Origin of the sequence: Streptomyces sp. V4I23 (assembly GCF_030817975.1) — a bacterium.
GTDB lineage: Bacteria > Actinomycetota > Actinomycetes > Streptomycetales > Streptomycetaceae > Streptomyces.
Genome location: NZ_JAUSZW010000004.1, coordinates 988,056 through 1,013,896 on the forward strand (window position 1 = coordinate 988,056; position 25,841 = coordinate 1,013,896).

At 70.9% G+C, this 25,841-nt stretch carries 19 protein-coding genes and 1 pseudogene; 10 read left to right on the forward strand and 10 right to left on the reverse strand.

The genetic code is table 11. From position 1 onward, the window contains the following. Window positions 1-190 precede the first annotated feature (190 nt). The 3 genes from QFZ82_RS06650 to QFZ82_RS06660 all read left to right on the forward strand — a co-directional run bounded on the left by QFZ82_RS06650 (window position 191) and on the right by QFZ82_RS06660 (window position 3,713). Window positions 191-1,492 (forward strand): CdaR family transcriptional regulator, encoded by a 1,302-nt coding sequence (locus QFZ82_RS06650; RefSeq protein WP_307712242.1) that lies wholly within the window; start codon window positions 191-193, stop codon window positions 1,490-1,492. Window positions 1,493-1,824: 332 nt separating this feature from the next. Continuing rightward, window positions 1,825-2,094: a hypothetical protein gene (locus tag QFZ82_RS06655; RefSeq protein ID WP_307712243.1), complete on the forward strand. Its 270-nt coding sequence runs from the start codon at window positions 1,825-1,827 to the stop codon at window positions 2,092-2,094. Then, the gene (locus QFZ82_RS06660; protein WP_307712244.1) at window positions 2,094-3,713 is read left to right on the forward strand and encodes a cation acetate symporter; all 1,620 of its coding nucleotides are present in this window, start codon (window positions 2,094-2,096) and stop codon (window positions 3,711-3,713) included. Before QFZ82_RS06655 ends, QFZ82_RS06660 begins: the two co-directional genes overlap by 1 nt. Before the next feature lie 352 nt (window positions 3,714-4,065). Here QFZ82_RS06660 and QFZ82_RS06665 read toward each other — a convergent pair whose 3' ends face one another. The 3 genes from QFZ82_RS06665 to QFZ82_RS06675 all read right to left on the reverse strand — a co-directional run bounded on the left by QFZ82_RS06665 (window position 4,066) and on the right by QFZ82_RS06675 (window position 7,360). Beyond that, window positions 4,066-6,399: a tetratricopeptide repeat protein gene (locus tag QFZ82_RS06665; protein WP_307712245.1), complete on the reverse strand. Its 2,334-nt coding sequence runs from the start codon at window positions 6,397-6,399 to the stop codon at window positions 4,066-4,068. Beyond that, the gene (locus QFZ82_RS06670; RefSeq protein WP_307712246.1) at window positions 6,396-6,815 is read right to left on the reverse strand and encodes a hypothetical protein; all 420 of its coding nucleotides are present in this window, start codon (window positions 6,813-6,815) and stop codon (window positions 6,396-6,398) included. The genes QFZ82_RS06665 and QFZ82_RS06670 overlap by 4 nt, the downstream gene beginning before the upstream one ends. Window positions 6,816-7,093: 278 nt before the next feature. Next, entirely contained in the window at window positions 7,094-7,360 is a 267-nt protein-coding gene (locus QFZ82_RS06675) for a hypothetical protein (protein ID WP_307712247.1), read from the reverse strand. Between the two features lie 24 nt (window positions 7,361-7,384). Between QFZ82_RS06675 and QFZ82_RS06680 the strand changes: the two genes are divergently transcribed. The 4 genes and pseudogenes from QFZ82_RS06680 to QFZ82_RS06695 all read left to right on the forward strand — a co-directional run bounded on the left by QFZ82_RS06680 (window position 7,385) and on the right by QFZ82_RS06695 (window position 10,794). Then, window positions 7,385-7,873 carry an aldehyde dehydrogenase family protein gene (locus QFZ82_RS06680; RefSeq protein ID WP_307712248.1) on the forward strand — a complete coding sequence of 163 codons (489 nt, stop codon included), beginning with the start codon at window positions 7,385-7,387 and terminating at the stop codon, window positions 7,871-7,873. 232 nt (window positions 7,874-8,105) lie between these two features. After that, the gene (locus QFZ82_RS06685) at window positions 8,106-9,329 is read left to right on the forward strand and encodes a cation:proton antiporter (protein ID WP_307712249.1); all 1,224 of its coding nucleotides are present in this window, start codon (window positions 8,106-8,108) and stop codon (window positions 9,327-9,329) included. Between the two features lie 576 nt (window positions 9,330-9,905). Further along, window positions 9,906-10,257: pseudogene (locus QFZ82_RS06690) on the forward strand (transposase); the annotation flags it as partial. Window positions 10,258-10,461: 204 nt separating this feature from the next. Next, window positions 10,462-10,794, forward strand: coding sequence for a hypothetical protein (locus tag QFZ82_RS06695; protein ID WP_307712250.1), 333 nt, complete (start codon window positions 10,462-10,464; stop codon window positions 10,792-10,794). 61 nt (window positions 10,795-10,855) lie between these two features. On the opposite strand, the gene QFZ82_RS06700 is transcribed toward QFZ82_RS06695, so the two are convergent. Beyond that, window positions 10,856-12,106, reverse strand: coding sequence for an MFS transporter (locus QFZ82_RS06700; RefSeq protein ID WP_307712251.1), 1,251 nt, complete (start codon window positions 12,104-12,106; stop codon window positions 10,856-10,858). A gap of 60 nt (window positions 12,107-12,166) precedes the next feature. Between QFZ82_RS06700 and QFZ82_RS06705 the strand changes: the two genes are divergently transcribed. Beyond that, a complete protein-coding gene (locus QFZ82_RS06705; RefSeq protein ID WP_307712252.1) occupies window positions 12,167-13,168 on the forward strand; it encodes a helix-turn-helix transcriptional regulator in 1,002 nt (333 codons plus the stop codon). A 357-nt stretch (window positions 13,169-13,525) separates the two neighbouring features. Here QFZ82_RS06705 and QFZ82_RS06710 read toward each other — a convergent pair whose 3' ends face one another. Together QFZ82_RS06710 and QFZ82_RS06715 are read right to left on the reverse strand one after the other, a co-directional pair. After that, window positions 13,526-13,678, reverse strand: a complete 153-nt coding sequence (locus tag QFZ82_RS06710) for a hypothetical protein (protein WP_307712253.1) — start codon at window positions 13,676-13,678, stop codon at window positions 13,526-13,528. Continuing rightward, a complete protein-coding gene (locus tag QFZ82_RS06715) occupies window positions 13,654-14,259 on the reverse strand; it encodes a carbonic anhydrase (RefSeq protein ID WP_307712254.1) in 606 nt (201 codons plus the stop codon). Before QFZ82_RS06715 ends, QFZ82_RS06710 begins: the two co-directional genes overlap by 25 nt. A 158-nt stretch (window positions 14,260-14,417) precedes the next feature. Here QFZ82_RS06715 and QFZ82_RS06720 point away from each other — a divergent pair, with 158 nt between their 5' ends. Then, window positions 14,418-14,675 (forward strand): hypothetical protein, encoded by a 258-nt coding sequence (locus QFZ82_RS06720; protein WP_307712255.1) that lies wholly within the window; start codon window positions 14,418-14,420, stop codon window positions 14,673-14,675. 50 nt (window positions 14,676-14,725) lie between these two features. Here QFZ82_RS06720 and QFZ82_RS06725 read toward each other — a convergent pair whose 3' ends face one another. From QFZ82_RS06725 to QFZ82_RS06740, 4 genes are read right to left on the reverse strand one after another with little or no spacing between them, the layout of a single operon-like run. Next, entirely contained in the window at window positions 14,726-19,156 is a 4,431-nt protein-coding gene (locus QFZ82_RS06725; protein WP_307712256.1) for a serine protease, read from the reverse strand. Next, on the reverse strand, window positions 19,153-19,527 hold the full coding sequence (locus QFZ82_RS06730) for a CU044_2847 family protein (protein WP_307712257.1): 375 nt from the start codon (window positions 19,525-19,527) through the stop codon (window positions 19,153-19,155). The genes QFZ82_RS06725 and QFZ82_RS06730 overlap by 4 nt, the downstream gene beginning before the upstream one ends. Window positions 19,528-19,580: 53 nt before the next feature. Continuing rightward, complete coding sequence (locus tag QFZ82_RS06735; RefSeq protein WP_307712258.1) at window positions 19,581-23,912, reverse strand: trypsin-like peptidase domain-containing protein; 4,332 nt, start codon at window positions 23,910-23,912, stop codon at window positions 19,581-19,583. Next, window positions 23,909-24,298: a CU044_2847 family protein gene (locus tag QFZ82_RS06740; protein ID WP_307712259.1), complete on the reverse strand. Its 390-nt coding sequence runs from the start codon at window positions 24,296-24,298 to the stop codon at window positions 23,909-23,911. Before QFZ82_RS06740 ends, QFZ82_RS06735 begins: the two co-directional genes overlap by 4 nt. A gap of 515 nt (window positions 24,299-24,813) precedes the next feature. Between QFZ82_RS06740 and QFZ82_RS06745 the strand changes: the two genes are divergently transcribed. Further along, window positions 24,814-25,554 carry a VOC family protein gene (locus tag QFZ82_RS06745; protein ID WP_307712260.1) on the forward strand — a complete coding sequence of 247 codons (741 nt, stop codon included), beginning with the start codon at window positions 24,814-24,816 and terminating at the stop codon, window positions 25,552-25,554. Window positions 25,555-25,841: the final 287 nt, after the last annotated feature.

Sequence of the window (25,841 nt, forward strand, 5' to 3'; positions counted from 1 at the left end):
ATCATCACGATTTGGCGGAGGTCTCGCCCGAAGGCATGACCGACTGCTTAGCATGTGGATTCCTTGAAGGGTGCGCCGCCGCCACACGCCGATCGCCGACCGGTGGAGCATCCACACCTGCGCCCCGCGCAGCACAAGACATGGCGACCCGCCGTGGTGTCCTCGCACGCCCCGTCCGTCTGGAGGGTCCATGCACACCCGTTCCGTCCGTGGCGCGGTCCGCCCCCGCGCCACCCCCGTCTCCACCGTCGGTACGCTGCCCCAAGCCGCCGCCGATTCCTCGCCGCTCCAGCTGTTCGACCAGGCCTGCCGGCGGCTTCTTGTGCAGGGCACCTCCTTCACCGACTCCGTGGTGCACCAGATCCGCACCGAGGTGCCGCACTACGCCGACCCGGTCCTCTCGCCGCCCGACCTCAAGCAGTCCGCGGACACCGGCATCCGCTTCGGACTGGAGGCCGCCCTCGACCCGGGCCGCATCGTGGACATCGAGCGCTACACCCGTGAGCTCGGCATACGCCGTGCCGAGGAGGGCCGCCCCCTCGACGAGGTGATGCACGCCTTCCGGGTCGCCGGCTCGGAGGTCTGGAGCGGGATCATCAGCGTCGTGGAGCGGGACGGGCTCGGCGACCAGCGTCACCTCGTGCGCGTGGCGGAGCTGGTGTGGAAGATGAACGACCGCGACGCCGTCCTGCTCGCCGACGCCTACCGCCACGTCGCCAAGGGCGTGGCCAGCCGGCACAACGAGCGGGTGCGCCTGATCCTCGCGGCCGTCCTGGAGAGCCGTAACGACCCGGCGTTCATCCAGGACGCCGCGTCGATCCTCGATCTGCCGCCCGACGGACGCTTCGCGGTGGCGGAGCTGCGGGCCACGCCGCCCTTCGGCCGTGCACCCGACGCCGTCCCGGAGATCCGTGGCATGCGCCTCCTGCGCCACGTCGGCGCACAGCGCGATGTGCTCGTCGCCCACCTCGGCGACCGCCCACTCGACGCGCTCGCCTCCGCCCTCGACGCCGGACCCGGCATGCGCATCGGCATCAGCCCCGTCGTCCACGGCCTGGAGAACCTGACCCGGGCGCGGGAGATGGCGGGACTCGCCCTGCGCACCTGCCGCGCGGACGGGGAGGTCGCCCGGCTCGACGCCCGTCTGCCCGACGGTCTGCTGGTCTCACGGCCTGACCTGTCCGCCGAGCTGGCCCTGCGGGTGCTCCGGCCGCTGTACGACCTGGAGCCCGCCGACCGCGAAACGCTGATCGACACGCTCGGAGTGTGGATCGAGAAGGGCGGCTCCGCGGTCCAGGCGGCCCGGCACATGCTGTGCCACCGCAACACGGTGCTGAACCGGCTGCGCCGCTTCGAGCAGATCACGGGTCTCGAACTGTCCCGCCCCCGCGATCTCGTACGGCTCACGCTCGCCTTCGACACGCTTCAACTGCTCGGGCCGGCGGCCGTCCTCGGCTGCGGGGACGCCCGGGACTCCGACCCGGAAAGCTGAAGCCGCACGGCGGTACGCCCGTCTGGCACGCGTAGTCCGCACGGGAGTACGGCCACCTGGCACGCGTACGGCTTCACGACGGTGGACAGCTCCCGGCACGCGTATGACCATGGCCGGATTCCTTACCGCGGATGGCCGAATGGGCATCAGCACAGTCGCGCCCCTGCGGCGTTGGGAGCGGACAGCGGGGTGCCCGAAGCGCATGGACTGACTGGTCGGTACGTGCTCTGGTGAGCCCTCATCAGGGGGCAATGCCATCAGGGGCAACGCCCTCGTCAGGCATCGCCCGAGCGAGGCGATGCGCGCGCATCCCTGCCTGCCCGGAGAGTTCCATGGCCCATCAGCACGCCCATCCGTTCCATCAGAGACCCCGGCCCCACCGGCCGGGCAGATCCTTCGCGCTCGTCAACGGACTGACCTTCGCGGTCCATCTCCTGCTTGCCTGCGCCGCAGAGGGCCTGCTGGCCACCCGTGTCGCCGGACAGATCAACCTCGGCGTCGTCGCCCTTGTCGCCCAGGGCTCGCTCCTGTTGTGGACGGCGGCGCGTTACGACCGCGCCGCCCACGAGGAGGCCGCGTACGAGGCGGAGGAGGAGCACTGATGCTTCCTCAGGTCCTGCTCGCCGCAGGGGATCCCGGCACCCTCGACCTGGACACGGGCACCCGCTCCTGGGTTCTCGTCGGCTTCCTCGCCTTCATCGTCCCGATCCTGTTCATCTGCGTGCTCAACGGCCCCGAGCGGGACCGGGTCGACGACTTCTACACAGCGGGCCGCAGGCTGCGGCCCGTCCAGGGCGCCCTCGTCCTCACCGGCGTCTACCTCTCCGCCGCGACCGTGCTCGGCACGACGGGAACCGTCGCGGTCTTCGGCTTCGACGGCCTGTTCATCGCCCTGTGCACCGTGCTGTCGCTCGGCGTCCTGCTCCTGCTGTCCGGTCCGCTGCGGGAACGCGGCACCTTCACCATCGGCGACACGTTCGCCCTGCGGACCCCGGGGCCCGCGGTCAGGATCGCGGTCGCCGTCGTCACGCTGAGCGCGTGCGTCCCGTATCTGATCGTCCAGCTCTCCGGTGCGGGCAGGACCACCGCCATGCTGCTCGGCCTGTCCGGCCCCGGCGCCGAGCAGACCTCCATCGTCATGATCGGCACCCTCGTCGTCTGCGCCACGGCCTTCGGCGGGATGCGCGGCATGATCGCGATCCAGGTGATCAAGACGGTGATCCTGCTCGCCATGGCCGTGGCCGTGGCGGCGGTGCTGCTCCACCGCTTCCACTGGAGCCTCGACTCCCTCATCGAGGCCGCCGGGCGGGGCAGCGGCCGACCCGAGGGCTATATGCGGCCGGGCCTGCGGTTCGCCGCCAGCAGCCCGGTCGAGGGGACGCTCGACTTCATCGGTCTGATGATCACCGTGGTGCTGGGCGTCGCATGCATGCCCCATGTCGCCACCCAGCTCAACACCGCGCCCGACGCCGCCGCGGCACGCCGTACGGTCCGCCACACCATCACCGTCGTCGGTGTCATCTGCCTGCTCACCACCGTGCTTGGATTCGGGGCCGCGGCGCTGATCGGCGCCCCGAAGATCCTCGCCGCCGACCCCGGGGCCACCAGCAGCCTGCTCATGCTCACCGCCGATCTGACGGGCGGCTCGTCGGCGCAGACGGGCGAGGCATGGCTCGTCGTGCTGGTCTCCTGCGCGGTGTTCCTCACCACGCTGGCAGTCGTCGCGAGCGTGACGCTGGCAGCCGCAGGCTCGGTCGCCCACGACCTCGTCACCAACGTCGTCCGCCGCGGGCGCACGACCGAGGGCCGGGAGGTGGCCGCGGCCCGTATCGCGTCCGCCGCGGTCGGGGTGCTGAGCATCTGCCTCGCGGTGTGGGTGCAGGGCTGGAACATGGGCTTCCTGTCCACGATCTCCCTGGCGGTGGCGAGCTCCTGCCTGCTCCCGGCGCTGGTGTACTCGCTGTTCTGGCGCGGCTTCATGCGCAGGGGACTGCTGTGGACGCTGTACGGAGGTCTCGGCTGCGCGATCGGACTCCAGGTCGTGAGCCCCGTCTTCTCCGGCAGCCCGATGGCACTGTTCCCCGAGTGGGACATCGCCTGGTTCCCGCTGCAGACGGTCGCCCTGGTGTCGCTGCCCGTCGCGTTCCTGCTCGGCTGGCTGGGGAGCGTCACGGGCCAGCGGCGTGCGGCCGCGTTGCCGGAGCAGCCCGTCAGGGCCTGACGCACGAATGCGGCGGCCGGCGGAGCGCCCTCACACGCTCCACCGGCCGCCGCCCCGTGCCGCGTTCAGCCTGCGGCGACGTCGTCGATACGCTCCGCGCAGGCGCCGCATCCCGCGCAGCCACCGGTCGGTGTCAGTCGCGCGGTAGGCCGGGGAGGCCGAGCGGGTTTGCCGGCGAGCTGTCAGGTCAGTCGCGCCGCACCACGATTCCCCGCCCCCGCAGGTGGCTCAGCCCCCTGCGGACGGGCTGCGTCCGTCCGGCCGTGCCTGGTAAGGAGGCCAACCGGAATACGCTGAGAACGTGCCGTAGCCCGCTGTGATCAGCCCCGGCGGCGTGCGGCCGGGTCGCAACTCACATCCGCTTGGGCCCGTCGACAGCACGCTTGGCGAGAGCAGAATCACGAGCGTGGCGGACTGATTGCGTCAGTGGGTGGTCCTCGCCGAGCACCCGCACCACGGCGGCCAAGGTCTGCTCGTACAGCGCGATGGCCCGGCCGAGGTCTCCCGCCGACCGGTAGGCGCCGGCGAGGTCATTGCGGGTGGCCAGGGTGTGCGGGTGGTCTTCGCCCAGCACTCGGACCCGGTCCCTCAGGGTCCGCTCGTACAGGGGGACGGCGCGGCCCAAATCCCCCGCCGCCCCGTAGGAGTCGGCGAGTGCATTGCGGGTGGCCAGGGTGTGCGGGTGGTCTTCGCCCAGCACTCGGACCCGGTCCCTCAGGGTCCGCTCGTACAGGGGGATGGCCCGAGCCAGGTCCCCCAACGCTTCGTAGCCGCCGGCCAGGTTGTTTTGCAAGACAAGGGTGTGCAGGTGGTCTTTGCCAAGGATCCGCACCGCATCGTCGAGATTGTGCTCGTGCAGGGGGATGGCGCGGGCAAGATCCCCCGCAGACCGGTAGGCAAAGGCAAGGTTGTTGCGGGCAATCAGAGTATCCGGGTGATTTTGGCCATGAATCCGCACCCGGTCCCGCAGGGTCTGCTCGTACAGAGGGATGGCGCGCGAAAGATCCCCCGCAGACTGATAGGCCATGGCGAGGTTGTTACGCGAGGAGAGGGTGAGCGGGTCGTCCTCACCATGAATCCGCGCCCGGTCCCGCAGGGTCTGCTCGAGCAGGGGGACGGCGCGGGCCACATCACCCGAAAACTCATAAGCCCGGGCAAGGTTGTTGCGCACGGTCAGGGTTTGAGGGTGGTCCTCGCCCAGGATCCGCACCCCTGCGGCCAGACCGCGTTCGAAGTGTGTAATCGCACGACCGGTAGAGCCCTGAAGGTTCAGGAAGAGTCCGGCTTCGTTGAGGATGAGCGCTGTATCGGCGGTGTCCGTCTCGGGGGACGACCGGTCCGTAAGGGCGTCGATGTGTGGGAGCAGGGCACGCCACGTCGACCAGGTGCCCGGGTCCTGCCAAGTGGCAGGCAGGGCGTCACGTAAGTGGGCCGTGGCATCGTTGCGGGCCTGCTCGATGAGGTCGGGGGTGCGGTGGGGATCGTTTGGGTCAAAGGTGCGGGCGAGGGCTTGAACGAGGCGGTGGACGGCCAGGGTGCCGGTGGAGGGATCGGCACTGGCCATGCTGTAGGCGGTGAGAAGGCCGAGTGCACTGGTGACGACGGGCGGGTCGGCCGCATCGCTGAGGAATGTGGCGGGGATGTGGTCTGGCGCGTACCAGGCCAGGGTGCGGAGGAGGTCGGTGGCCAGGGGCAGGGTCTGGTGGATGCGGTCCAGGGTCAGGCGCCAGATGCGGGCGATGGTGCGCTCGGTGTCGGTGACGCCGGCTCCGCCGGCCTTGTACATGTCGGCCGGGTACTGGGCAAGGAGGGCGAGGTAGCCGCGGGGAGTCAGCAGGGGGCTCTGGGCGAGGTAGGCGGCGGCCTGCTCGACGGCCAGCGGCAAGTGCCCGAGTTGCGTGCACAGTTCGGCGGCGCCGTCCAGATCCCGCGGCCCGACGGCGGCGGTGGCGATGCGGGTGAGCAGGGCCAGGGCTTCGGCCTCTTCCAGGACGTCCAAGCGGATCACGGTGGCAGCGGTGTGCCATGCGGCGGCGAGCCGGCTGGTGATCAGGAACCGGCCGGAGGTCGCGCGGGCGAGGAGGGGTGCGATGTCCTTGGGGTCGTTGACGTTGTCCAGGATCAGCAGCCAGCCGGTGTGGGTGGCCAGCCACTGCAGGGCCAACTCGGCCAGCTCCTCGACCGGCAGCGCCTGGGCCAGGGCGGGCTGCAGGGCAGTGGCCAGGTCGGCCAGCCCCTGCTGGACAGTGGAGGCGTTGTCGGCGGTGATCCAGCGAATCGGCGCGCAGCCCTGGGTACGGGCGCGGGTGGCGGCCCAGTGTGCGGCCAGGCTGCTCTTGCCGATCCCGCCGAGCCCGTGCACCGCCTGCACCACCACCTCGCCGGGCACAGCGAGCGCCATGTCGAGTCGGTCGAGTTCTGCAGTGCGTCCGACGAACACGCCATGGTAGGGGAGGTTGTCCAGTCCGGGCGGGGCGCCGACCTCGGCTGGTGGCCGTAGTGCCTCGGGCGGCAGCGCGACCGCCCGGGCGTTGTCCCCGGTCTGTGCGATCCCGAAGAAGCCGCCGGGTGCGGCGATGGCGATGGCTCGTGTGCCAGAGGCGTTGGCGGAGGGCATGGTGCCCGCAGCGGGCAGTTGGTTCCTGCTTTGCTGCGCACGACGCCGCTTGCGGAACAGGGGCGTCATGTCTGGTCGTGGGTGTCGCCGGTGGACAGACGTCCGTGGTTGTCGCCTCCGATGGCGATCGAGCGCTCGCCTGAGGCGGCGGCGGTGGCCGAAGGCGGTGCGGCCGGCGGTGGCGTCGAGTGGGAGGGTGGCCTGGTGGAGGGTTGTGCGTAGGTGTCGCCGGTGGAGATGTCGCCGGTACTGCTGCCGCTGAGGGCCACCGAGCGAGTCCCGGACGCGCTCGCGAACCCGGCCGTGGCCGGTCCCGGATCGGCGCCGCCGGTGGCGAAACCGTAGCCCCACATGGCTGCCAGTGCTGCCAGCGCCGCTCCCATCCCGCAGGCCACTGCCCATCGCACGGAGGGGTCCTTCATCACCGGCGGCAGCGCCAGCACCCCGCAGATCCACGTGCCCACGGCGAAAGCGACTGCGGTCACGGCGACCGCCATCACCCACCTGCCGAACCGATCCAACGTCCACTCCCCAGGTCCGCCCGGCCAATGGGCCCCACGATGACATTAATTGCCCTGCCGTATAACCCTTTTCGGGATTCGCGCCCGTCAGAGAGGAGCTCTGCGGTCGGCCCGCAGACCAGCTCACGGTCAATCCGCCAGAGACGTGCGGCGACCCAGGGACGCCTCAAAGGGGCTCCGGCCGGGCTCGACGGTGAACGCCGCGCGGGTGAATCAGCCTCCAGTTGACGTGCGGCGGTGGTTCACTCCGCAAACGCCAAGACAAGGCCGACGAAGCCGAGGAGCAGACCGCCGGGCAGCGTCATGCCTCCCACGAGCCTGAAGAACCAGGGGCCGAACCGCGACGGCTCCGTAAGTCCCAGGTCCATCGTTCGGGCAGCAGTCACAGCCCGCACAGCATTGCGACGTGCCGCAGCCTTGTCTGCTGCGCCACGCAGGTTGAAGAGGAACATAGCCCCCCAGCCCACGCCGGTCATCCCCAGCACGAGCAACCCGATTCCCACACCCACAGCAACCCTCCCCAACATGCCGCCATGCCGCGGCCATCCGCCGGACTCTGCCAGCCGGCTGCGGAGAGAGCAAGCGATCTTGAGGCGGATCGCCGAACTCGCGAATCCAAACGGCATGAGACGTCCGGCCAGCCGAGGCACCGTCGCACAGCACTGCCTCCTCACACCAGCATCCGCCGCTCGACCACCTGTAGGAGCATCAGTCCCGGCCCGGCCGAACGGCGCCGACCTCGGTGGTCCGGAAAGCACGGGCACAACGGCGGCGACATCCAGGTCCTGGCCGACGGCGCCCGCGCGCTGACCGGCGGCCACCGAGTCGGCGAGCAGGGCTACTACATCGAGTCGACCGTCCTCATCGACGTACGGCCCGGGATGAGCGTGGTCCGCGAGGAGATCTTCGGCCCTGTCGTGGTCGCCGCGCCGTTCAGCGCGGCGCGGGGGCACCGGCCCGTCCACTCCCCCACAGCGACGACGATGCCGGCCTACGCAACGCCCCTCGGAGTATCTCCGTGAGCACCGTCACTGTGGCACCTGGAGCATGTCACCCTGCCCCGGGGGGCTCGCCAACGGCCGGCATGGCAGTGAAAAGTCACCCGGACGCCGGGCGTATCCGACGGCCATGGCATCCGCAGCGAGGTCACCCCGCCGGGGGGAGACTCTGGGGTGTCCAGGCCTCGGATCTCCGTCTCACCTGCGAGGATGTGACCTCTGGCTTCGTCTGTCGCTCCCGCTCCTGCGAGTCGCCGTGATCGCTCTCCTCGTCCTGCTGTCCCTGCTGTTCCTGTGGGCCGTCGTGTCGGACCGGCTGGCGCGGTGGAGCATCACCGCGCCGATCACGTTCGCCATGGCGGGCATCCTGCTCAGCGGCGGTGACCATCCGGTCGTGCCGCTCGACATGGACACCCACACCTTCGAGCGGACCATCGAACTCGTCCTCGCCGTGATGCTGTTCACCGACGCCACCGAGGCGCGGGACTACGCCCGGCTGCGGGGCCCGGTGGGTGAGAGACGGCTGCTGGGGCTCGCCCTGCCGGCTTCCCTCGTCCTCGCCACACTGGCCGGTGCCCTGGTCTTCCCCGGAACGAGCTGGTGGCTGCTCGTGGTCACGGCACTCGTCGTCATGCCCGTGGACCTCGCCCCGCTCCTGACGTTCCTGCGCGACGAGCGCGTGCCCCTGCGGGTCCGCGCCGCGCTCAACATGGAGGGCGGCTTCAACGACGGACTGATCTCACCGCTCTTCGTCTTCTGCGTCGCCAACCTGGCCTCCGCCGAGGGCGCCTCCTTCGCCGATCTTCTCCTCAACGCCCTCAAGGGCGCGGTGTACGCCGCGATCGCCGGCACCGTCCTCGGGTATCTGGCCTCCCGGGTGGTGCGTCGGGCCCTGGAATCCGGGTGGGCCAAGGCCGCCGGTCTGCGCCTGGCGGGGCTGGCACTGCCGTTCCTGACCTACGCGGCCTCCGTCCTCGTCGGGGGCAACGGCTTCGTCGCGGCGTTCGTCGCGGGCCTTTGGTACGCGAACACCGTGTTCGTGATCGGCGGCGACTCACTCGACCTGGTGCATGACGTCAGCCATCTGCTGGCCCTGGCGGCCTGGTACGCCTTCGGCTCTGTGGCCGCGGAGGCGTTCGCCGACGGGATCGCCCTCCAGGTTCTCGCCTACGCGGTGCTGGTGCTCAGCGTGGCCCGGTTCGTCCCAGTGGTCGCCTCACTCACCGGAATCGGGTTCAGTCGTCCCGAACGTGCCGCGGTCGGCTGGCTCGGCCCGCGCGGTGTCACCTCGATCGTCTTCGCCGTCCTTGCTTACGTTCAACTCCCGAAAGACGACGCGGCCTTGGTCGTCAACGTGACGGCCGCGACCGTCCTGCTCAGCGTGATCCTGCACGGAGTGACCGCGGAACCTGTCGCCCGCTGGTTCGCACGGCACCCGCAATCCGAAGAGCCGGTATCGCCGCCGGCTCCCGGCCCGTGAGAGATCCTTCGCACCGAAGGTGGGAGCCCAGGGCAATCCCGCAGCCACTGGACTGTCCTGCACCGGTCGCCAGTCACGCCCCGAACGGCGGCGCAGCCGCCGCACGGTGCGTGCCATTCCTGTCCGAAGCCGCCGGTTGCGTCATCACCGCGTCCCATCCGGGGATCACGTCGCGCGGTACCGTCCCTTCTCCACCTCGGTGACGAGTCCCCCGTGAAACTCCTTGCAAGGGCGGGAAGTTACTTACCGGGGGAAAGCCGTCACGTAAAGGGCCCGCGTCATGACTTACGGCGCCGCCACGGCAACCGCCCCATGAGCGGTGACAGGTCCGACAGGAGCGCGCCCAGGGCCTCGCTCTCTACGTGGGAGGTGGCGTGTCCCGCCGCCGCGCCGGCAGCGCAGCGGCCCGCAGCCCCGGAGTACCGCCCAACTCCCCGGCGGGGGTTCGGGTGGGAAGCCGGCGCGCCAGAAGACCGGCCGCCCTCCACAACGCCACACGGCTCGGGTACGGGCTGGCCCCAGCCGGCCACCCCACCGAGCCGGGGGCCGCAAGCTCAACTCCGCGCTGTGGAGGGGCTTCGCAGTCCGGAGGCGGCTGACCGGTGGGCATGGCTGGTGATCGCCGCCTATGCCCAGCTCCGGCTCGCCCGTCCGCTCGCCGCAGACCTGCAGCGGCCCTGGGAGAAGCCGGCCGAACCGAACAGACTCACGCCCGCCCGCGTGCGGCGGGGATTCAGGCATATCCGCACGAAGACCGGCTCCCCAGCCGGTGCACCCAAACCGACGCGTCCCGGTCCCGGGCGGCCACCGGGCTCGAAGAAGCCGCCCGGCCATCCGTCACGATGTGGGCCGGGTCCTCGCCACTGCCGAGGCCTGTACTCGCCCGTCCCACCACAAGAGAGTGACGAAGCCTCGGCGAACTGCATGAAGCAGCAGCTCAGAGCACAGGTGAGACGTCGGCAGGGTTTCTCCTCGGCAGAATGAGCCACATGGCCATAGACAAGGACGCAGCGTTCACACTGCCGCGAGGCCCACGGGCTTCTTCCAGCCGAAGGACGGGCCGCTACCGGAAACCGACCAGCGGACGTTCCGTGCAGCGCTGTATGCAGCCGCCCGGGCAGCCAAAGGCCATGTGGGCGAGACAGAGGAACAGACGTACCCCCGTACGTTCCACACCGCGACGATCATCGAGGGCACAGGCGAGTGCGTCATCCTGTGTCACGCCTACCACCCCTGGATCGCATTCGCTCAGGAACGCCGGGACTGGTACACCGAGGAGTTCCTCGCACCGCCACCATGGGCCCATACCTTCGCCGACCTGGGGTTTGTAGTGCTTGATCGCGCGCAGCTCACCCTGCCGCTCGCGGACATCGACACCTCGGTCCTAACCCAGGACGAGTGGCGCGAAGTACGCCACTACGGCATCACCACATTGGGCGGAGCGCTCTTCAACGCATGGGACTGACGTCCAAGCAAGACCTCGACGCTGGACGACAAGTGTCAAGCCTATAGCGCGTCCGGGGGTCTCAGGCCGCGTGCCTCGGCCCGAAGTCCTTGGCTGTGTCGGTGTGCCCGCGGTCGGGGTCGGCTCCCGCCGGCATGCCTCTGGCCGCCGGTCGCATGCGCCGGAGACCGGGTGTGAGGGCGAGGGTGACCGCCGCAGAGGCGACGGCCATCACGGTCATGGCGGTTCCGGGTGAGGTGAGCTGCGCGATGCCGCCTGCGACCGCCGCGGCGATGCCCTGCAGGGTGAACATCCCCGAGTGGTGCAGTCCGAGGGCGTGACCCCTCAGCTCGCTCGGGACGAGGGACATCAGGCGTTCCTGGAGCAGCAGGTTGGCCGAGAAGCCTGTCGCCGCCACGGTCACTGCGGCGAGCGCCAGGGGCATCGCCGGGTGCAGGGCGAAGATCAGATATGGGGCGGCAAGCAAAAGCAGCAGTGGCGGGGCACCGAGTCTTTCGCGCCAGTGCCTGGGCAGGAAGCGGCCGGTCAGGGTGTCCCCGGCCAGCATGCCCACCGCGGCGGAGGCGAACAGAAGCCCCGCGTGGCGTGGTGCGTAGGAGACGAAGAGGGACTCGCAGCCGACGACGAGTCCGTTGGGCACCCACAGGGCGAGGTACACGCGGCGCCGCGGTTTCGCCGCCCACAGGCGTGTGTTGGTCCGCCAGGTCTCGCTCGCGGACGGACGGCCCTGTGCGCGCGGCGGCCGTCTCGCGAGACCGAGGCGGGCGACGGCCGCGGCGACGAGGAAAAGGGCGGCACCGGTGAGCAGGGCCCCGCGCGGCGTCAGGACGTTGACGAGGACGGCGCCGACGGCGTAACCGCAGATCTGCAGGCTTCCCGCGCACATGTTGAGCACCGAACGGCCGAGCAGGTAGCCCTGTGCGGGGAGGATCTCGGTGAGCAGTCCGTAGCGCACTCCGCCGCCGAGGGAGCCGAGCATGCCCTGTACCGACAGGATCGCGAAGATCGCCCCCATGGACAGGTCGGGCAGAGCCAGGGCGGTGGTGGCCACGGCGAAGAAGAGCGCCAGGCCGATGGTTGCGGCGCGCGGTGGCAGGCGGTCCGTCGCCGACAGCAGGAAAGTCGCGCCGATCATCTGCGCCAGCAACGGGCCGAACATGCTGAGGGCGGTAAGGAGCGGTGAGCCCGTCGCGTCGTAGACGAGCGTCCCGAGCGCCGTTCTGCTCACCGTCTGAGCCGCCACGTGTGCGGCAAAGGCCGCGAGCAGCGGGGTGAACTCCGGGGCTTTGAAGAGCTCTTGGTAGGTGCGCATGGACGGAGTGTCGCCAGACCTTCGGGCGCGGAGTTAATGTTTCGCGGGGAGGCGAAACCATTGGGCTGGTGGGAGGTCGACGCGGATACGCTCGCGAGCAGCCGGTTCGTCGTGTCGCCGCTGTGCGAGACGACAGCGAGCCTGATGGTCCTGGAAAAGGAATCCCCCGCGCATCCCGGCGAAAGCCGCTGGCTGGACAGTCACAGATCCGCCTACCGGGAACGGCTGGCCGCCGATCCGGTCACCGCTCTGCTGGTGCCCGTCGCGCTGGGCAGGCACCGGTGGATCGCCGACTTCCTGACACCGGTGCCGTCCCGGGAGGGTGAGGCACGGGGCGGTGCCGAGTTCCACGACGAGCTGGCACGGATACGCGAGACGCCGGCCGACACCGCCCGCACCGACCTCGAGATAGCTCACCGCGGACCGTTGCCGGGCCCGTTGCTGCGCCCCGATCTCCCGGAGCGCATCGCCGGCCTTTTGGAGTGGGTGTGGCGGGAGACCGTGGCGCCCGACTGGCCGCGGCGGCGGCGTGTCATCGAGGCCGACGTCATCGCGCGTACGGGCCAGCTGAGCCGGGCGGGCTGGGCAGCGGCACTGGACGACATGCATCCGCAGATGCGGTGGCTGGGCGACAACCGGCTGCAGATCAACACCCGCGCCTTCCCGCCCCGGCAACTGATGGGATCACAGCTGCTGCTCGTCCCGGTCACGCCGCGCAGGGGATGGATATCCACGGACCGGCCGGACTCCCACGGCGCGGTGCACCGCAACGCCGTGGTGTATCCGTGTTCGGGCACCCTGGCGGAGCCGGAGCGGGCCGCTGCTCCCGAGGCGCTGGCCAGGCTGCTCGGTGCCGGGCGTGCGAGTGTGCTGGTGTTCCTGGACAGCCCGATGAGCACGACGCATCTGGTGGCGATGACGGGCCAGGGCCTCGGCTCGGTGGGCCGGCACCTCAAAGTGCTCCTGGACGCCGGGCTGGTCGGCCGCCGCCGTGCGGGGCGGTCCGTGCTCTACTACCGCACGGTCGCCGGCGACGTGCTGGTGCGGGCGCAGGACTCCTAGCGTCCACGGGGCCTTCATCGCTGGGCTGCGGGGTCGCGCGTGATCAGGGGGCGGGGGTGGGAAAGGCGAGCCGCATGCGCCGGGATCGCTGAGGCGGCGATCCATCTGCCAGCAGGCCGGCGGACCTCGCATCATGAGGTGTTCACGCAGCACAGCGCTCGACGTCGTCAGGGAAAGGCTGACCAGGGGCCTGGACGAGCAGCAGCCATGTGCCGCCGAGGGCCATGCAAATACTGCGCTGCACCCACGGCACCGCCCGCTGGCTTTGTCCACGAGGAACGGACAGCACTTCGACAGCGGTTCGCCAGGCACTCGGCCGCCGCAGCCGGGCGTCGCCCGTTCGACTCGTCCGACCGGTCAGGAGGGCGCGCCGGCCAGAACTTCCACCTTGCCGGTGTCGAGCGAGTAGTAGGCGCCGACCACGGCAAGGGCACCCTTTCCCACGAGTGGGGCCAGGTCCTGGTTGGAGCGCAGTTCGGCCGCGGTCAATCCGACCTGGGCGCGGGCCATGGTCTCGACCGGGTCGGCGCCACCCTCCCGGACTGCCTGCTCGTACGCCGGCTGCAGGGCCTGACGATCGCCTGCAGGTTGCCGGGCAGCGGTTTGCCCTCACGAAGTGACGTGTACGCCGCCTTGACGGCGCCGCAACGCTGATGCCCGAGGACCACGATGAGGGGGGTGCCACTCGTCATGGGCCCGTACTCGACAGAACCAGTGACCACCGGGCCGACAGCCTCGCCACCCGTGCGCATCACATAAAGGTCACCGAGGCCGGTATCGAAGAGGAGTTCAGGCGGCACTCGAGAGTCGATACACGAGAGGACCGCCCCGAAAGGCTCCTGCTCCTGGGCCACGAGCTGACGCCGGTTCGGATCCCGGTCGGGGTGTTGAAGGTCTCCGCTCACCCAGCGCTTGTTGCCTTCCATCAGCCTCGCAAAAGCCGCGGCGGGCGTGGTGGGCCGCACTTCCGGCGAAGCGCCGGTCGCAGACGAGGCGGCCCTCATCGATGAGCACCCCGCAAGCGCGACCGTGGCGCCCATAAGTCCGCCGACAAGCAGCGCTCTACGATCCGGACGTCGGGCTCTGTCCATCGGTCGCTCCCCTCGATGTCGCTCAAGCACGTCCCTGCGTTTGACCAGGCCAATTGTTCAGCGTGGTGTGGGCGCCTGGCAGCAGGCGCAAGCGGGCGCGGGCCACATTGCCGCAGACGGCCCACAGAACCGGCTCGGGGGGGCAGCGTGGAGCCCTCATGCCGAGACCGGCCCTGCCCGACCGGAGAGCCGACAGCCGGGTGCTGTCCGTTCTCGTGAACATCAACCTCGACCCGATCCGGGGTGCCTGCCGGAACGAGGAGGGCGGAGGGTGGAAGCAGGTTGTCGAGCAGCTGTCCTTCGAGCGCGGCGGCGCCGAGCGCGTCCTGTCCGGCTACCCCGTACTCGTCGAGCTGATCGCCGCGTCGGGCGCGCGGACGGGGACCGTGAACTGCGTTCCCCGCTCGGCTCGTTGACCGCACGGCGCGCTTCACGGACCTCCTCGGCGGTCCAGCCGGGCCGTGTCTCAGTCGTCCTCGGCACAGGGTTTCCGGCTCCTCGGATCGGCAGGGAGCAGGTCCACCTCGTCAGGGGTGAAATCCCGGTCGCCGATGATGTCGCACAGCTCGCGGTACCACCGGCCCGGCGCCAGGTGGAGCGGTCCGCCGGTGCCGTCGGGGCCGATGTGGAGCACGGTGCTGCCGTCTCTGGAAGCGCCCATGAAGGAGTGCTGCCCGTCGAGTGTGCTGTCGCGTGGGCCGGTGAAGGAGTAGAGGGTCTCGTAGCCGGGCTTGCCGATCCGGTAGACGCGTACGGCGTTGTTCGCGGCGATGAGATAGCGGCCCTCGCCTTCCAGAAAACTTGCGGCGTACGGCGTGTCGTCCGACTCGGCGATGCTGCGCAGGGGGCCGATCTCCTTGTGGGGCGGGTCGCCGCGCCGCCAGAGTTCGAAGACCGAGCCCCGGCGCAGGATCGCGAAGTACTTGCCAGTGGAGTCGAATTGGGCGGCGAGGATGTCGTCGCCGGTCTTCACGGTCTCGGTGGTGCGTCCGGTAGTGATGTCGACGACGTGGATGCCGGGCCGGTCCAGGACGATGACGGTGACCCGGTGAGGTCCCGGGTAGGGGCCGATCATCAGGTCCGCGTCCTTGGCTCCTCCGGCTCGGGAGCGGACCGTCGTGGCGTCGAAGCGCGCGAGTCGCCGGCCGGTGCGTGGATCCCATTGCTCGACGATGCTTCCCGAGACGGTGATCAGTTTCCCGCCGCGGTCGAAGAAGTAGCCGAAGTCGTACTTCGGGTGTCCGCTGCTGCCGCGTTCGCCGCCACCGAACTCGATGTCCCCGATCGACGGTGCGGAGTCATCGAGTCGGGGAGGTTCGGCGGTGGTGACGGTGGTGGTGCGGCGCAGCGTGGTGGCGTCGCGGACGGTGACGATGTTCGCGCCCTCGCGGTCGGCGACGAGCCGTCCGGTGCGGTCGAGGGCGAGGGGTTCGATGCGTTCGGGCACCCAGTACGGCTTGCGGCGCGGTACGTCGGCGAGGACGCGCGCGCTGGCATTGCGCGCATGGTGCACCTGTATGCGGGAGCCGTCTGCCAGGACGGTGATCGTGTACTTGCCGTCGTGCGTGAGAAGCTGCTGGGCGACGTCGAGGAACCAGTGGCCGGGGCGCAGTTGGACGAAACCGATCATCGCCTCGTCGTGGCGGACGTAGTAGAGCCTGCCGCCGGACTCCACGAGCCATGGGCTGCTCTTGGCGAGCGAGGAGGTCGAGGCGGGCAGGCCGTTGCGGGAGAGGACCTTGCCGTCGCGCATGTCGACGACGGTGAGGCCCTTGCGCGAGTTGAAGGCGACCCGGAGGCCCGATCCGTCGACGGACTGCACCAGGCAGGTGTCGGACGCGAAGTCCTTGTTCCTCTCCCGGTAGGCAGGGCCCTCCCGGGAGCCGTCCGGGAGCCGGTGGACGGTGACCTCGGTGGTCTTGCCCCGAACGTGGCACAGGACGGCCCGGGTCCGGTCGCCGGAGATACGGATCTGGTCGGCGTCGGCGCGCACCACGAGCCGGCTCCTGCCGGTCTCGAGGTCGAGGGCGAGCAGGCTGCCCTTCTCGCCCTGCCCGAAGTCGCGGAACCGCTTGTAGACGGGGACCAGCAGCGTCCGGTTGTCGGAGGCGGGCCACATCCTGAACTCGATCCCCTTGGGCGCCGGGAGATTCCCGGCGAGGGTGCCGTGCGGGCCGCTGTCCAGGTTCCACCAGACGATGCGTTTGCGCACATGGGCGACGATCACCGCGCCGTCGAGGGACATCGCGGGGGTCACGGTGTCGCTCCAGTTCGTGCCGATGCCGGGGGCGTCGGGGAGCCGGTGGAGCGGCCCGGCGGGCCGCTTCGCGTCGGGGCGCACCTCGAACCACACGGCCTTGCCGTCGTACTGGACGTAGGCGGCGCGTTTCCCGTCGGCGGACACCATGACGTACTCGACTTTGTCGGTGGACGGCACCCGCACGGTCCGGACCGGTCCGGTCAGGGCGTGCACGAACAGGATGGCTCCGGAGCGCTTGGCCGCCGCGAGGACCACGTCGCCGTCGCGGCTCTTGTCGAAGACGGTGTCGCCGAGGCCGCCCGAGAGCACCCGGTCGTAGTCCGTGTACTGGAGGTACTGGCGCAGCAGTTCGTTCTCGGCCTCCTGCGTGGGGGACGTGTCGTAGGCGGCGAGGGAGAGCAGCACAGCGCGGGCCGGGTCGGTGACCGTGGACTCCTGTGCGGCCTGGGCGAGGGCGCGGGAAGCACCGAGGGCGGCGCGTTCCTGGCTGCTGCGGCGTTCCACGACGTAGAGCATGCCGAGCACCAGGGCGAACGTCAGGGCCGTGGCCAGTCCGGAGAACAGGGCCCGGCGTCGGCGGGCGCGGGCGCGGCGGTGGGTCCGGCCGGCGGTCAGGTAGTCCCGCTCGGCCTCGCTCAGGGCCGCGTCACGGTCAGGAAGCCACTGCTCTGCGCCGGCCATCGCCGCGGTGGTCGGCAGGTGTTCGGGTGCCCGGTCCGCCTCCTGCCAGCGGTCCATTTCGTGCCGTACGGTCTCCCGCCAGCCGAGGAAGGACCGGTCCTCTGCCACCCACCCGGCGAGCTTCTCCCACTCGCCGATCAGCGCCTCGTGCGTGAGCTCCACGGTTTCAGTGCCCTCGGCGCTGCGGTCGGTGACGAGAAGCCGGGTGTGCGCGGCGAGCCGTTGGGCGATGCGCCACTGATCCGCGCTGAGGTCGCCGCGCCGAGCGAGGCGCCGGGTGACCACCGCGGCTCCGAGCGGCAGCCGGACAAGCTGGGTGAACAGCCGGCGGGCCGTCGCCTCGTCGTCCGGTGGCACGTGTTCGGCCCAGACCCGGTCGGCGTGGTTGCCGAGGGCACCGGTGACACCGCCGAGTTCGTCGTACGCCCGGTGGGTGAGCACGCCGTCCTCCTGTCGCTGCCACAGCAGGTCGAGGGTAAGGGCGAGGAGCGGCAGGGCGCCCGGTCCGGTGCCGGTGTCGGCGAGGATGCGTTCGGTGAGATGGGGCTCGTAGGAGACGCCGGGGAGGGTGTCGACGGGGGTGGTGACGATGTCGCGCAGCCCGTCCTCGCCGAGCGGGCCGAGGGCGTGCAGGTGCCGGCCGGTGACAGGGCCGAGGTGCGGGTGGCCGAGGACGGGTTCGAGGAAGTCGGCGCGCAAGGTGGCGAGTACGCGGACGGCGGGTGGCAGGGCATCGGCGGCGAACAGCACGTCGGCCAGTTCGCGCACGGCGTCCGGGGGCTGCTGAAGAAGTTCCTCCAACTGGTCGATGACAACGAGGAGTTGACTGCCACCTTGGAGTTCGAGCAGGCGGTCCGTCGTCTCGGCGAGGCCGTGGAGGCGCAGCTCGCCGGACAGTTCGGGTATGCGTGCCAGTCGGCGGGTCTCGGGCAGGTCGGGTTCCAGCAGTGGCAGCAGCGCGGAGGCGAGGGCCGCGAGGGGGCTGCTCCCGGACGCGGGCCGCATGACGACGACGCAGGCTCCGCGCGCACGCAGCCGTGGCGCCACACCGGCGAGCGCGAGCGACGACTTGCCGGAACCGGAGGGGCCTATGACAGTGACCCACTGCTGCTCGTCGAGCGCCCGGGCGACCCTGTCGCTCTCGTTCCGCCTGCCGTGGAAGACCGCCGCGTCGGCCTCCTCGAAGGCCTCGAGTCCGCGGAACGGCGAGGGGGGCAGCACGAGTGGGCCCAGTTCAGGCCAGGCGGCCACCAGACCGCTGGTGGGGATCAGGTAACTGACCGGCGGCTGCGCGGACTCGGCGACGGCGACCATGCCGACCACACCCGACAGCCGGTCGTCCCACACCGGCCCACCGCTGAAGCCCTGCGACACCGGGTAACCGACACCGACGAGATCAGCCTGCACCCAGCCGTCGGCCTGCCGCCCCCGCAGCACGCCCGCGTGCCAGACCCCACCGGGACGCCCGGCGGGCAGCCCGAACGCCCGCACCCGGTGCCCCCACAACCCGTCCGCCGGCTCATCGGCCGGCTCGTCCGCCACCGCCAACGCGTCCGCGTCGACCAACCGCACCGGTCCCGCCCCCGGCGGCGGAGCCGCGAACCGCAGCACGGCGACATCGGACGCACCGGAGGGCGCACCGGAAGCTGAACCGGAGGGCGCGCCGCCCGACCCCCGAGGCGGCACCCACAGCTCGACGACCGCGTCCGAGTGCGGCGCGGCGGGCACGAGGGGCAGGTCGACCAGGACACGCGCGCCGGGTTCCGGTGGCGTGCCGGCCGGTGTGCCGAGGGCGGCGGAGACCACGTGCGCGCAGGTCAGGGCGACCGTGTCGGACACCAGGAAGCCGACGCCGACGGGTTGCCGCCGCGCATCGAGGATGCGCAGCAGCGCCCTGTCCAGGGCCTTCGGGCCGATGGCCGCCGGCTGCCGCTCCGGCCCCTGTGCCGACGTCATTCCGCCGCCCGGTCCGACGGCCGGCGCCCGGCCAGGGTGACCGTGAGGTCGGCCTGTCCGGTCGTCCGGGAGATCACCAGGTCGGCGTCGGCGGACAGGGACAGGGACAGGCCGAACTCGACGCCGATCTCGTCGGGGCCGTCGGGCATGTCGCGGAAGGTGCTGACGAAGTTCTCCGCGACGGGCCGGATCGCGGCGAGCATGTCGTTCAGCGACCGGTTCGCCCGCGCCACGACCCGCCCCGGCCGGGGGACCTCGCCCAGCGCGTCGGACACCTCCTCGCTCTGCACCCGGACCATGTCCGTCATGCCCCGCGGTGCGGCGCCCGAGGCGCCACCGGCCGCGGACACGGGTAGTTCGACCAGATACATGCGTCCCCCTTCACACGGTCCCTCATCGTCAACGCTCGCCGGACAACACGGCGCTACGCGCACAGTCGCCGTGTCTTCGCCTCCGCCGGGAGATCGTCGCGCTCGTCCGCCGTGAACGCCCGGTCGCCGACGATGCGGCACAACTCCCGTCTCCACAGCTCGGGGTCGAGGACCAGGGCTCTGCCCGTTTCCTCGAAAGCGCCCTGGATCACGGTGTTCCCGTCCTTGGACACGTCCAGGTAGGAGAGCTCCCCCGTCGTCGAATCGCCGATCACGTACGAGTCGTCGTAGCCGCGCTTGCCGATCCGGTAGGTGCGTACGGCGTTGTCGGCGGCGATCAGGTAGCGGCCGTCGTCGAGGAAGACGGCGCGGTAGGGGGTGATGCTGCTCTCGCCGACGGTGCTCAGCGGGCCGATCATCCTGCGCGGGGAGTCTCCGCGCTGCCACACCTCAAGTCCCGTGTCACGTCGCATGACCGCGAAGTACCGGCCGCCGGAGTCGAATTGGACGGAGAGGACATCGCCCTCGGTACGCACGCGGTCCGTGATCCGTCCGTCCGTGATGTCGACGACGCGGATGCCGGGCTGTCCCTGCACGATCACGGAGACCTTGTTCCGGTCGGGGTACGGGGCGATCGTCATGATCGCGTCAGGGTCGTCGTCGGGGCGCAGCGCACCGGCGTCGAAGCGGGCGGTCTGCCGGCCCGTGCGCGGGTCCCACTGCTGGACGACGGTGCCGGAGACGGTCAGCAGGTGGCCGGTGTGGTCGAAGTAGTAGCGGAACTCGTACCTCTGCTCGCGCCAGCTGAGCGCCCCGCTCACGTCCAGGTCCCGGACCCGTCGGGTGCCGGGCCGGGTCTTCGGCGGCCGGACGGCGGTCACGGTGGCCACCTTCCGCAGGGTCGACGTGTCACGGACGACCACCACGTTCCGGGCCTCGCGGTCGGCGATGAGCCCGTCGGTGCCGTCGAAGACGGGCAGGTCGGTCTCCTCGGGCACCCAGTACGGCTTCGCGCGTGACGTCCGCGCGAGGACGCGCCCGCTGCGCCTCGGGTCGGCCGGGCGCAGTTCCATCCGGGAGCCGTCCGCGAGGACGAGGATCGTCCGCTTCCCGTCGGCGGTGAGCCGTTGCTGAGCGGCCTTCGGCAGCCGCCTGCCGGGAGGCAGGTTTACAAAAGCGATCATCGAGTCCTGCCGGCCCGCGTAGTAGAGCTTGCCGTGCGACTCGGAGAGGAGAGGTGCGGGTGTGAACTGCGTAGAGGCGGGTTCCGGCAGCGAAACGCTGGAGATCGCCTCGCTCCTGTCCAGGTCCATCACGCGCAGTTCCTCGCCCCATCGGAGCGCAACGCGCCGCCCGGTCGCGTCTACGGCGGCCACCGTGCACAGGTCCGTGGTGTACACCTCGTCCCGCTCGCGATAGGAGCGGCCGATGTCGGCACCGTCGGAGGTCCGATGACGGCTGACGACGGACTGATCGTTCTCCTCGCGGCACACGACCGCAGTGCGGCGGTCTCCGGACAGATAGATTTCTTGGGCGCCGGACAGGAGTTGCGTGGCGCGGCCGGTTCCCATGTCGACGGACTTCAGGGCCTGCGCGCCCGTCGCCGTGTAGACCGTCGTCAGCAGCGTCCGCCCGTCCGGGCCGAACCAGAGTGCGTTGGTCATGTCCTGGGGCGCGGGCACGTCACCGGCGAGCGTGCCGCTGTCCAGGTTCCACCACACCAGGCGGCTCCGGACACGCGCGGCGAACATGCGGCCGTCCGCCGACATCGCTGGGCGCACCGAAGGATCCCAGCTGACGCCGGTACCCGGCGCGTCGGGCAGCCGGTGCACCGGGCCGAGCAGGTCTTCGGCGTCGGAGTCCACCTCGAACCACACGGCCTTGCCGTCCGCCTGGGCGTAAGCGCCGCGCCCGCCGTCCGCGGACACCGCGACCTCCAGGACCTGCCCCGTCGAGGGCACCTGGGCGCTGCGCACCCGTCCGGAGGTCGCGCCGACGTACAGGGTGGCCCGGCCCAGTTGCGAGGTGGCCAGCACTACGTCGCCGTCCCCGCTGGTGGTGAACTGCCTGACCGTGCCCAGCACTCCGGACAGCACCCGGTCGTAGCCCTGATATCGCAGGTACTGCCGAAGGAGTTCGTTGCGCGCCTCCGGCGTCGGCGCGGTCCGGTGAGCGGCAAGCGCCTTGAGGACGCCGAGGGCCGGTTCGGTGCGCGTCTCGTCCTCCGCGGCCACGGCGAGGGCGCGGGACGCGGCCTGTGCCGCGCGTTCCCGACTCTCCTCCCGCGTGGCGTAGAACAACGACAGGGCCACCAGGACCAGCAGCACGACGAGGCTGACTGCCGAGAGCACCGCCCGTCGCCTGCGGGCCCTCGCACGGCGGTGGGCGCGGCCGGCGTCCAGGTAGTGCCGTTCCGTGCCGGTCAGTTCATCAAGACGCTCGCTCAACCACTGTTCCGACTGGGCGAGTTGTAGGACCGTCGGCAGCAACTGCGGGGCACGATCGGCCTGCTCCCAGCGGTCCAGGTCCTGTTGCAGCGCGGCCCGCCACTCCAGGAAGGCGCGGTCCTCGGTGGTCCAGTCGGCCAGTTTGTGCCACCCGCCGATCAGCGCCTCGTGGGCGAGTTCCACGGTCTCGTTGCCCTCGGCGTTGCTGCCGATGACCAGCAGCCGGGTCCCGGCCAGCCGTTGCGCGACGCGCCACTCCTCGGCGCCCAGTTCGGTGCGCAGTGCCATCCGGCGGGTGGGCGCGGGCATGCCGGTCGGAACCCGGACGAGCCGGGTGAACAGCCGCCTGGCCGCCTCCTCGTCCTCCGACGGCACGCACGCGTCCCAGGCCCGATCGGCGTGCTCGCCCAACGCGCCGGTGACACCGCCGAGTTCCTCGTACGCCCGGTGCGTCAGCAGGCCGCCCTCCTGCCGCTGCCACAGCAGGTCGAGGGTGAGGCCGAGGAGCGGCAGCTCGCCCGGTCCCGGGCCGGTGTCGGCGAGGATGCGCTCGGCGAGATTCGGCTCGTAGGACACGCCGGGTACGGCCTCGACGGGTACGGTCACGATCTCGCGCAGGCGCTCCGGGGCCGGCGAGGCGAGCGCGTGCAGGTGTCCGCCGGTCTCGGGGCCGAACCGCGGATGGGCCAGCACCGGCTCCAGGAAGTCGGCGCGCAGCGTGATCAGTACGCGGACGGTGTCGGGCAGTGTGTCGCCGGTGAGCAGGTCGGCGAACTCGTCGACGGCGGCCGGTTCCAGGGCGAGGACCTCCTCGAACTGGTCGACCACGACGAGCAGTCCGCTGCCACGCCGAAGCTGGAGCAGCCGGGCCACGACGTCCGCCGGGCCCTGGCGACGCAGCAGTTCGGCGAGTTCCGCGATCCGGTCGGGGTGCTCGGCCTCGGGCAGGTCGGGTTCCAGCAGCGGCAGCAGCGCTGCGGCGAAGGCGGCGAGTGGGCTGCTGCCGGGCGTCGGCCGCAGGACCACCACCTGAGCGCCTTCCGCGCGCAGCCGAGGTGCCACACCGGCCAGGGCCAGCGACGACTTGCCGGATCCCGAGGGTCCCACGACAGTGACCCGGTGCTCGACGGCCAGCGCCCGCACCACCTCGTCGCTCTCAGCCCGCCTGCCGTGGAAGATCGCCGCGTCCGTTTCCTGGAACGCCGACAGCCCGCGGAACGGCGACGGCGGCAGCGTGACCGTGCGCAGCTCGGGCCGGGCGGCCAGCAGCCCGCTGGTGGGGATCAGGTAACTGACGGGCGGCTGTCCGGACTCGGCCACCGTGACCATGCCGACCACGCCCGACAGCCGGTCGTCCCACACGGGGCCGCCGCTGAAACCCCGCGACACCGGATAGCCGTTGCCGACGAGATCGGCTTGCACCCAGCCGTCGGCCTGCCGACCCCGCAACACCCCCGCGTGCCAGACCCCGCCGGGACGGCCGGCGGGCAGCCCGAACGCCCGCACCGGGTGCCCCCACAACTCGTCCGCGTCCACCAACTGCACCGGTCCCGCTCCCGGAAGCGGCGCCTCCAGCCGAAGCACGGCGACATCGGCGGGCTCGATGACATCGTCGCGTGCGGAGGCCCCGTCGGGCGCCCGCGGCGGCACCCAGTGCTCGACACCGGCCGTCGTCGCAGGCGTGCCGCCGTCGCGCTGCGGGGCGGGCACGAGGGGAAGGTCGACCTGGATCCGGGCGGAAGCGGGAGGCGCCGCGTCCCCCGTCGTGCCCAGGGCCGCATGGACCACGTGCGCGCAGGTCAGCGCGAGCGTGTCGGAGACCAGGAAGGCAACGCCGACGGGCTGCCCGCGGCCGTCGCGGACACGCAGTACGGCCGCGTCCAGGGACTGCGGGCCCGGGCCCACTGTACGCTCGGGCGGTAACGCGGGCACTGTCATCCCGCCGCGTCCGCCGCCGGTTGGCCGGACAACGGATTGCGCCAGGTCAGGGTGACCTTGAAGTTGGCCTGACCGGTCGTCCGGGAGATCACCACGTCCGCCTCAGCCGACAGGGACAGGCCGAACTCGACGCCGATCTCGTCGGGTTGCCGTGCCATGTCACGGAATCCGTCGACGAAGTTCTCCGCGACCGGCCGGATCCCGGCGAGCATGTCGTTCAGCGACCGGGTCGCCCGCGCCACGACCTGCCCGGGACGCGCGACCTGCACCAGCCCGTCCGCGGCCTCGTCGATCTGGACCTTCACGATGCCGGTCGCATCCGACGGAGCGGATCCCGCCCCCTCGCCGCCCGCCCCGGACACGGGCAACTCGACCAGGTACGCCATGCTTCCCCCTTCGCAGCACCTGCCACGCAGCTCCGTACCCTACCGATTCGACGGCATGTCGGGACCGAACCTGCTCAAACCGTCCCCGCAGCGTACCGACCTGGCGGTACGTGAACGAGGGCATCGCGGCGGCGTCAAGTCGGCCAACGACCTCGGCTGACCGGGTGCCCCTGGCGCGGATTCGGCTTCGGTCCGGTACAGCGGCCGCAGGTCAGAATGGTTGACCAGCCAGCGGAACGAACGGGTCACGACCCGACCGGCACCATGGGACAACACGAGCCTGCCGACATGGGCTTCGACCGACTCGATCGTCCACTCGACCCCGTTCGGCGCGATCCGCCGGCCCGCCGAGACCCGCAGCAGCCCTGCCGCGACGCCATCGGCCACCCGCCCGTGAACCGGCTGCAGAACCGACGCGATCGCTGCCTCCACCGCTGCCCTGACACGCCCACAGCAGCAGAACGGGCTGCCGGTACGGACTCGATCTCCGCAGACCGGTGCATAGGATCGTCGGCATGGCACTGCGACCTGTCATGGTGAACATAAAGGCTCTTGATGCCTCGGCGGTCGGCCGGTTCTGGGCGGAGGCGCTCGGCTGGAGTGCTTACAGCCCCGGCGTGACCACCTACGTCGGCCCCGTCGGCGGCCTCGTGTGGCCGCACCCGGTCGCCGTCGGCATCGACGTCGTTCCTGTCCCGGAACCCAAGACAACAACAAAGAACCGTGTGCACCTCGATCTCGCCACCACCTCTGCGGCCCATCAGGCGGAGTTGGTCGCGCGCCTCCAGGCTCTCGGTGCGACGCCCACCCACGTGGGCCAGGGCAAAGTGCCGTGGACGGTCCTCGCCGACCCCGAGGGCAACGAGTTCTGCGTGCTGGAGCCTCGGGAGATCCACCGGGACACCGGGCCGATCGCCGCGGTGGTGGTCGACTGTGCGGATCCGCGGGCCATGGCCCGGTTCTGGGGTGAGGCGATGGACTGGCCCCTGCATGAGGTGACTGGCGATCATGCGGTGTTGCGCTCCGCCAAGGGCGTCGGCCCGTATCTCGAGTTCCTCCGCACGCCCGGCGTGAAGACCGTGCCGGACCGCGTCCATCTCGACCTGCTGCCGTACCCCGGTGACGACAAAGCAGCGGAGGTGGCCCGGCTGCGGGCCCTCGGCGCCACCGACCTCGACCTCGGCCAGGGCGACGTCCCGTGGACGTGCCTGGCCGACCCGGAGGGCCACGAGTTCTGCGTCCTCGCCCCGTCCTGACGCGGAGCCTTGACGACGCCCCCGACACGTGAGTGCTCACCGCGTTTCTCGGCAAGCTCCTGTTCCCACATGACGACGCGCCGCTGAAGTTGGTGGATGCCGCGGTGAGGCCCCCGAGCCTGGACTCGCTCCATGCCTGCTCGCCAAGCTGCTCGGAGAGCCGCTTCTCCAGCTGGCCCACTCGCGGCGAGACGGGTGTCCCGCTCCAGCGCGTCGGCGAGGTCGGCCTGCAAGGAGGCTCGACTCACAGCCCGACGGCAGCTGTACAGGAAATGCACGCACTGGTA

Bases quoted from the DNA above. Each gene is read 5' to 3' on its own strand.
- QFZ82_RS06710 (WP_307712253.1), bottom strand. From the start codon at position 13,678: ATGGCCCGCGCCCAGGTCGGATTGACCGCGGCCGAACTGCGCTCCAAC.
- QFZ82_RS06655 (WP_307712243.1), top strand. From the start codon at position 1,825: ATGGCCCATCAGCACGCCCATCCGTTCCATCAGAGACCCCGGCCCCAC.
- QFZ82_RS06680 (WP_307712248.1), top strand. From the start codon at position 7,385: ATGCCGCGGCCATCCGCCGGACTCTGCCAGCCGGCTGCGGAGAGAGCA.
- QFZ82_RS06700 (WP_307712251.1), bottom strand. From the start codon at position 12,106: ATGCGCACCTACCAAGAGCTCTTCAAAGCCCCGGAGTTCACCCCGCTG.
- QFZ82_RS06665 (WP_307712245.1), bottom strand. From the start codon at position 6,399: ATGACGCCCCTGTTCCGCAAGCGGCGTCGTGCGCAGCAAAGCAGGAAC.
- QFZ82_RS06740 (WP_307712259.1), bottom strand. From the start codon at position 24,298: ATGGCGTACCTGGTCGAGTTGCCCGTGTCCGGGGCGGGCGGCGAGGGG.
- QFZ82_RS06725 (WP_307712256.1), bottom strand. From the start codon at position 19,156: ATGACGTCGGCACAGGGGCCGGAGCGGCAGCCGGCGGCCATCGGCCCG.
- QFZ82_RS06660 (WP_307712244.1), top strand. From the start codon at position 2,094: ATGCTTCCTCAGGTCCTGCTCGCCGCAGGGGATCCCGGCACCCTCGAC.
- QFZ82_RS06715 (WP_307712254.1), bottom strand. From the start codon at position 14,259: ATGGACAGAGCCCGACGTCCGGATCGTAGAGCGCTGCTTGTCGGCGGA.
- QFZ82_RS06735 (WP_307712258.1), bottom strand. From the start codon at position 23,912: ATGACAGTGCCCGCGTTACCGCCCGAGCGTACAGTGGGCCCGGGCCCG.
- QFZ82_RS06720 (WP_307712255.1), top strand. From the start codon at position 14,418: ATGCCGAGACCGGCCCTGCCCGACCGGAGAGCCGACAGCCGGGTGCTG.
- QFZ82_RS06745 (WP_307712260.1), top strand. From the start codon at position 24,814: ATGGCACTGCGACCTGTCATGGTGAACATAAAGGCTCTTGATGCCTCG.
- QFZ82_RS06650 (WP_307712242.1), top strand. From the start codon at position 191: ATGCACACCCGTTCCGTCCGTGGCGCGGTCCGCCCCCGCGCCACCCCC.
- QFZ82_RS06730 (WP_307712257.1), bottom strand. From the start codon at position 19,527: ATGTATCTGGTCGAACTACCCGTGTCCGCGGCCGGTGGCGCCTCGGGC.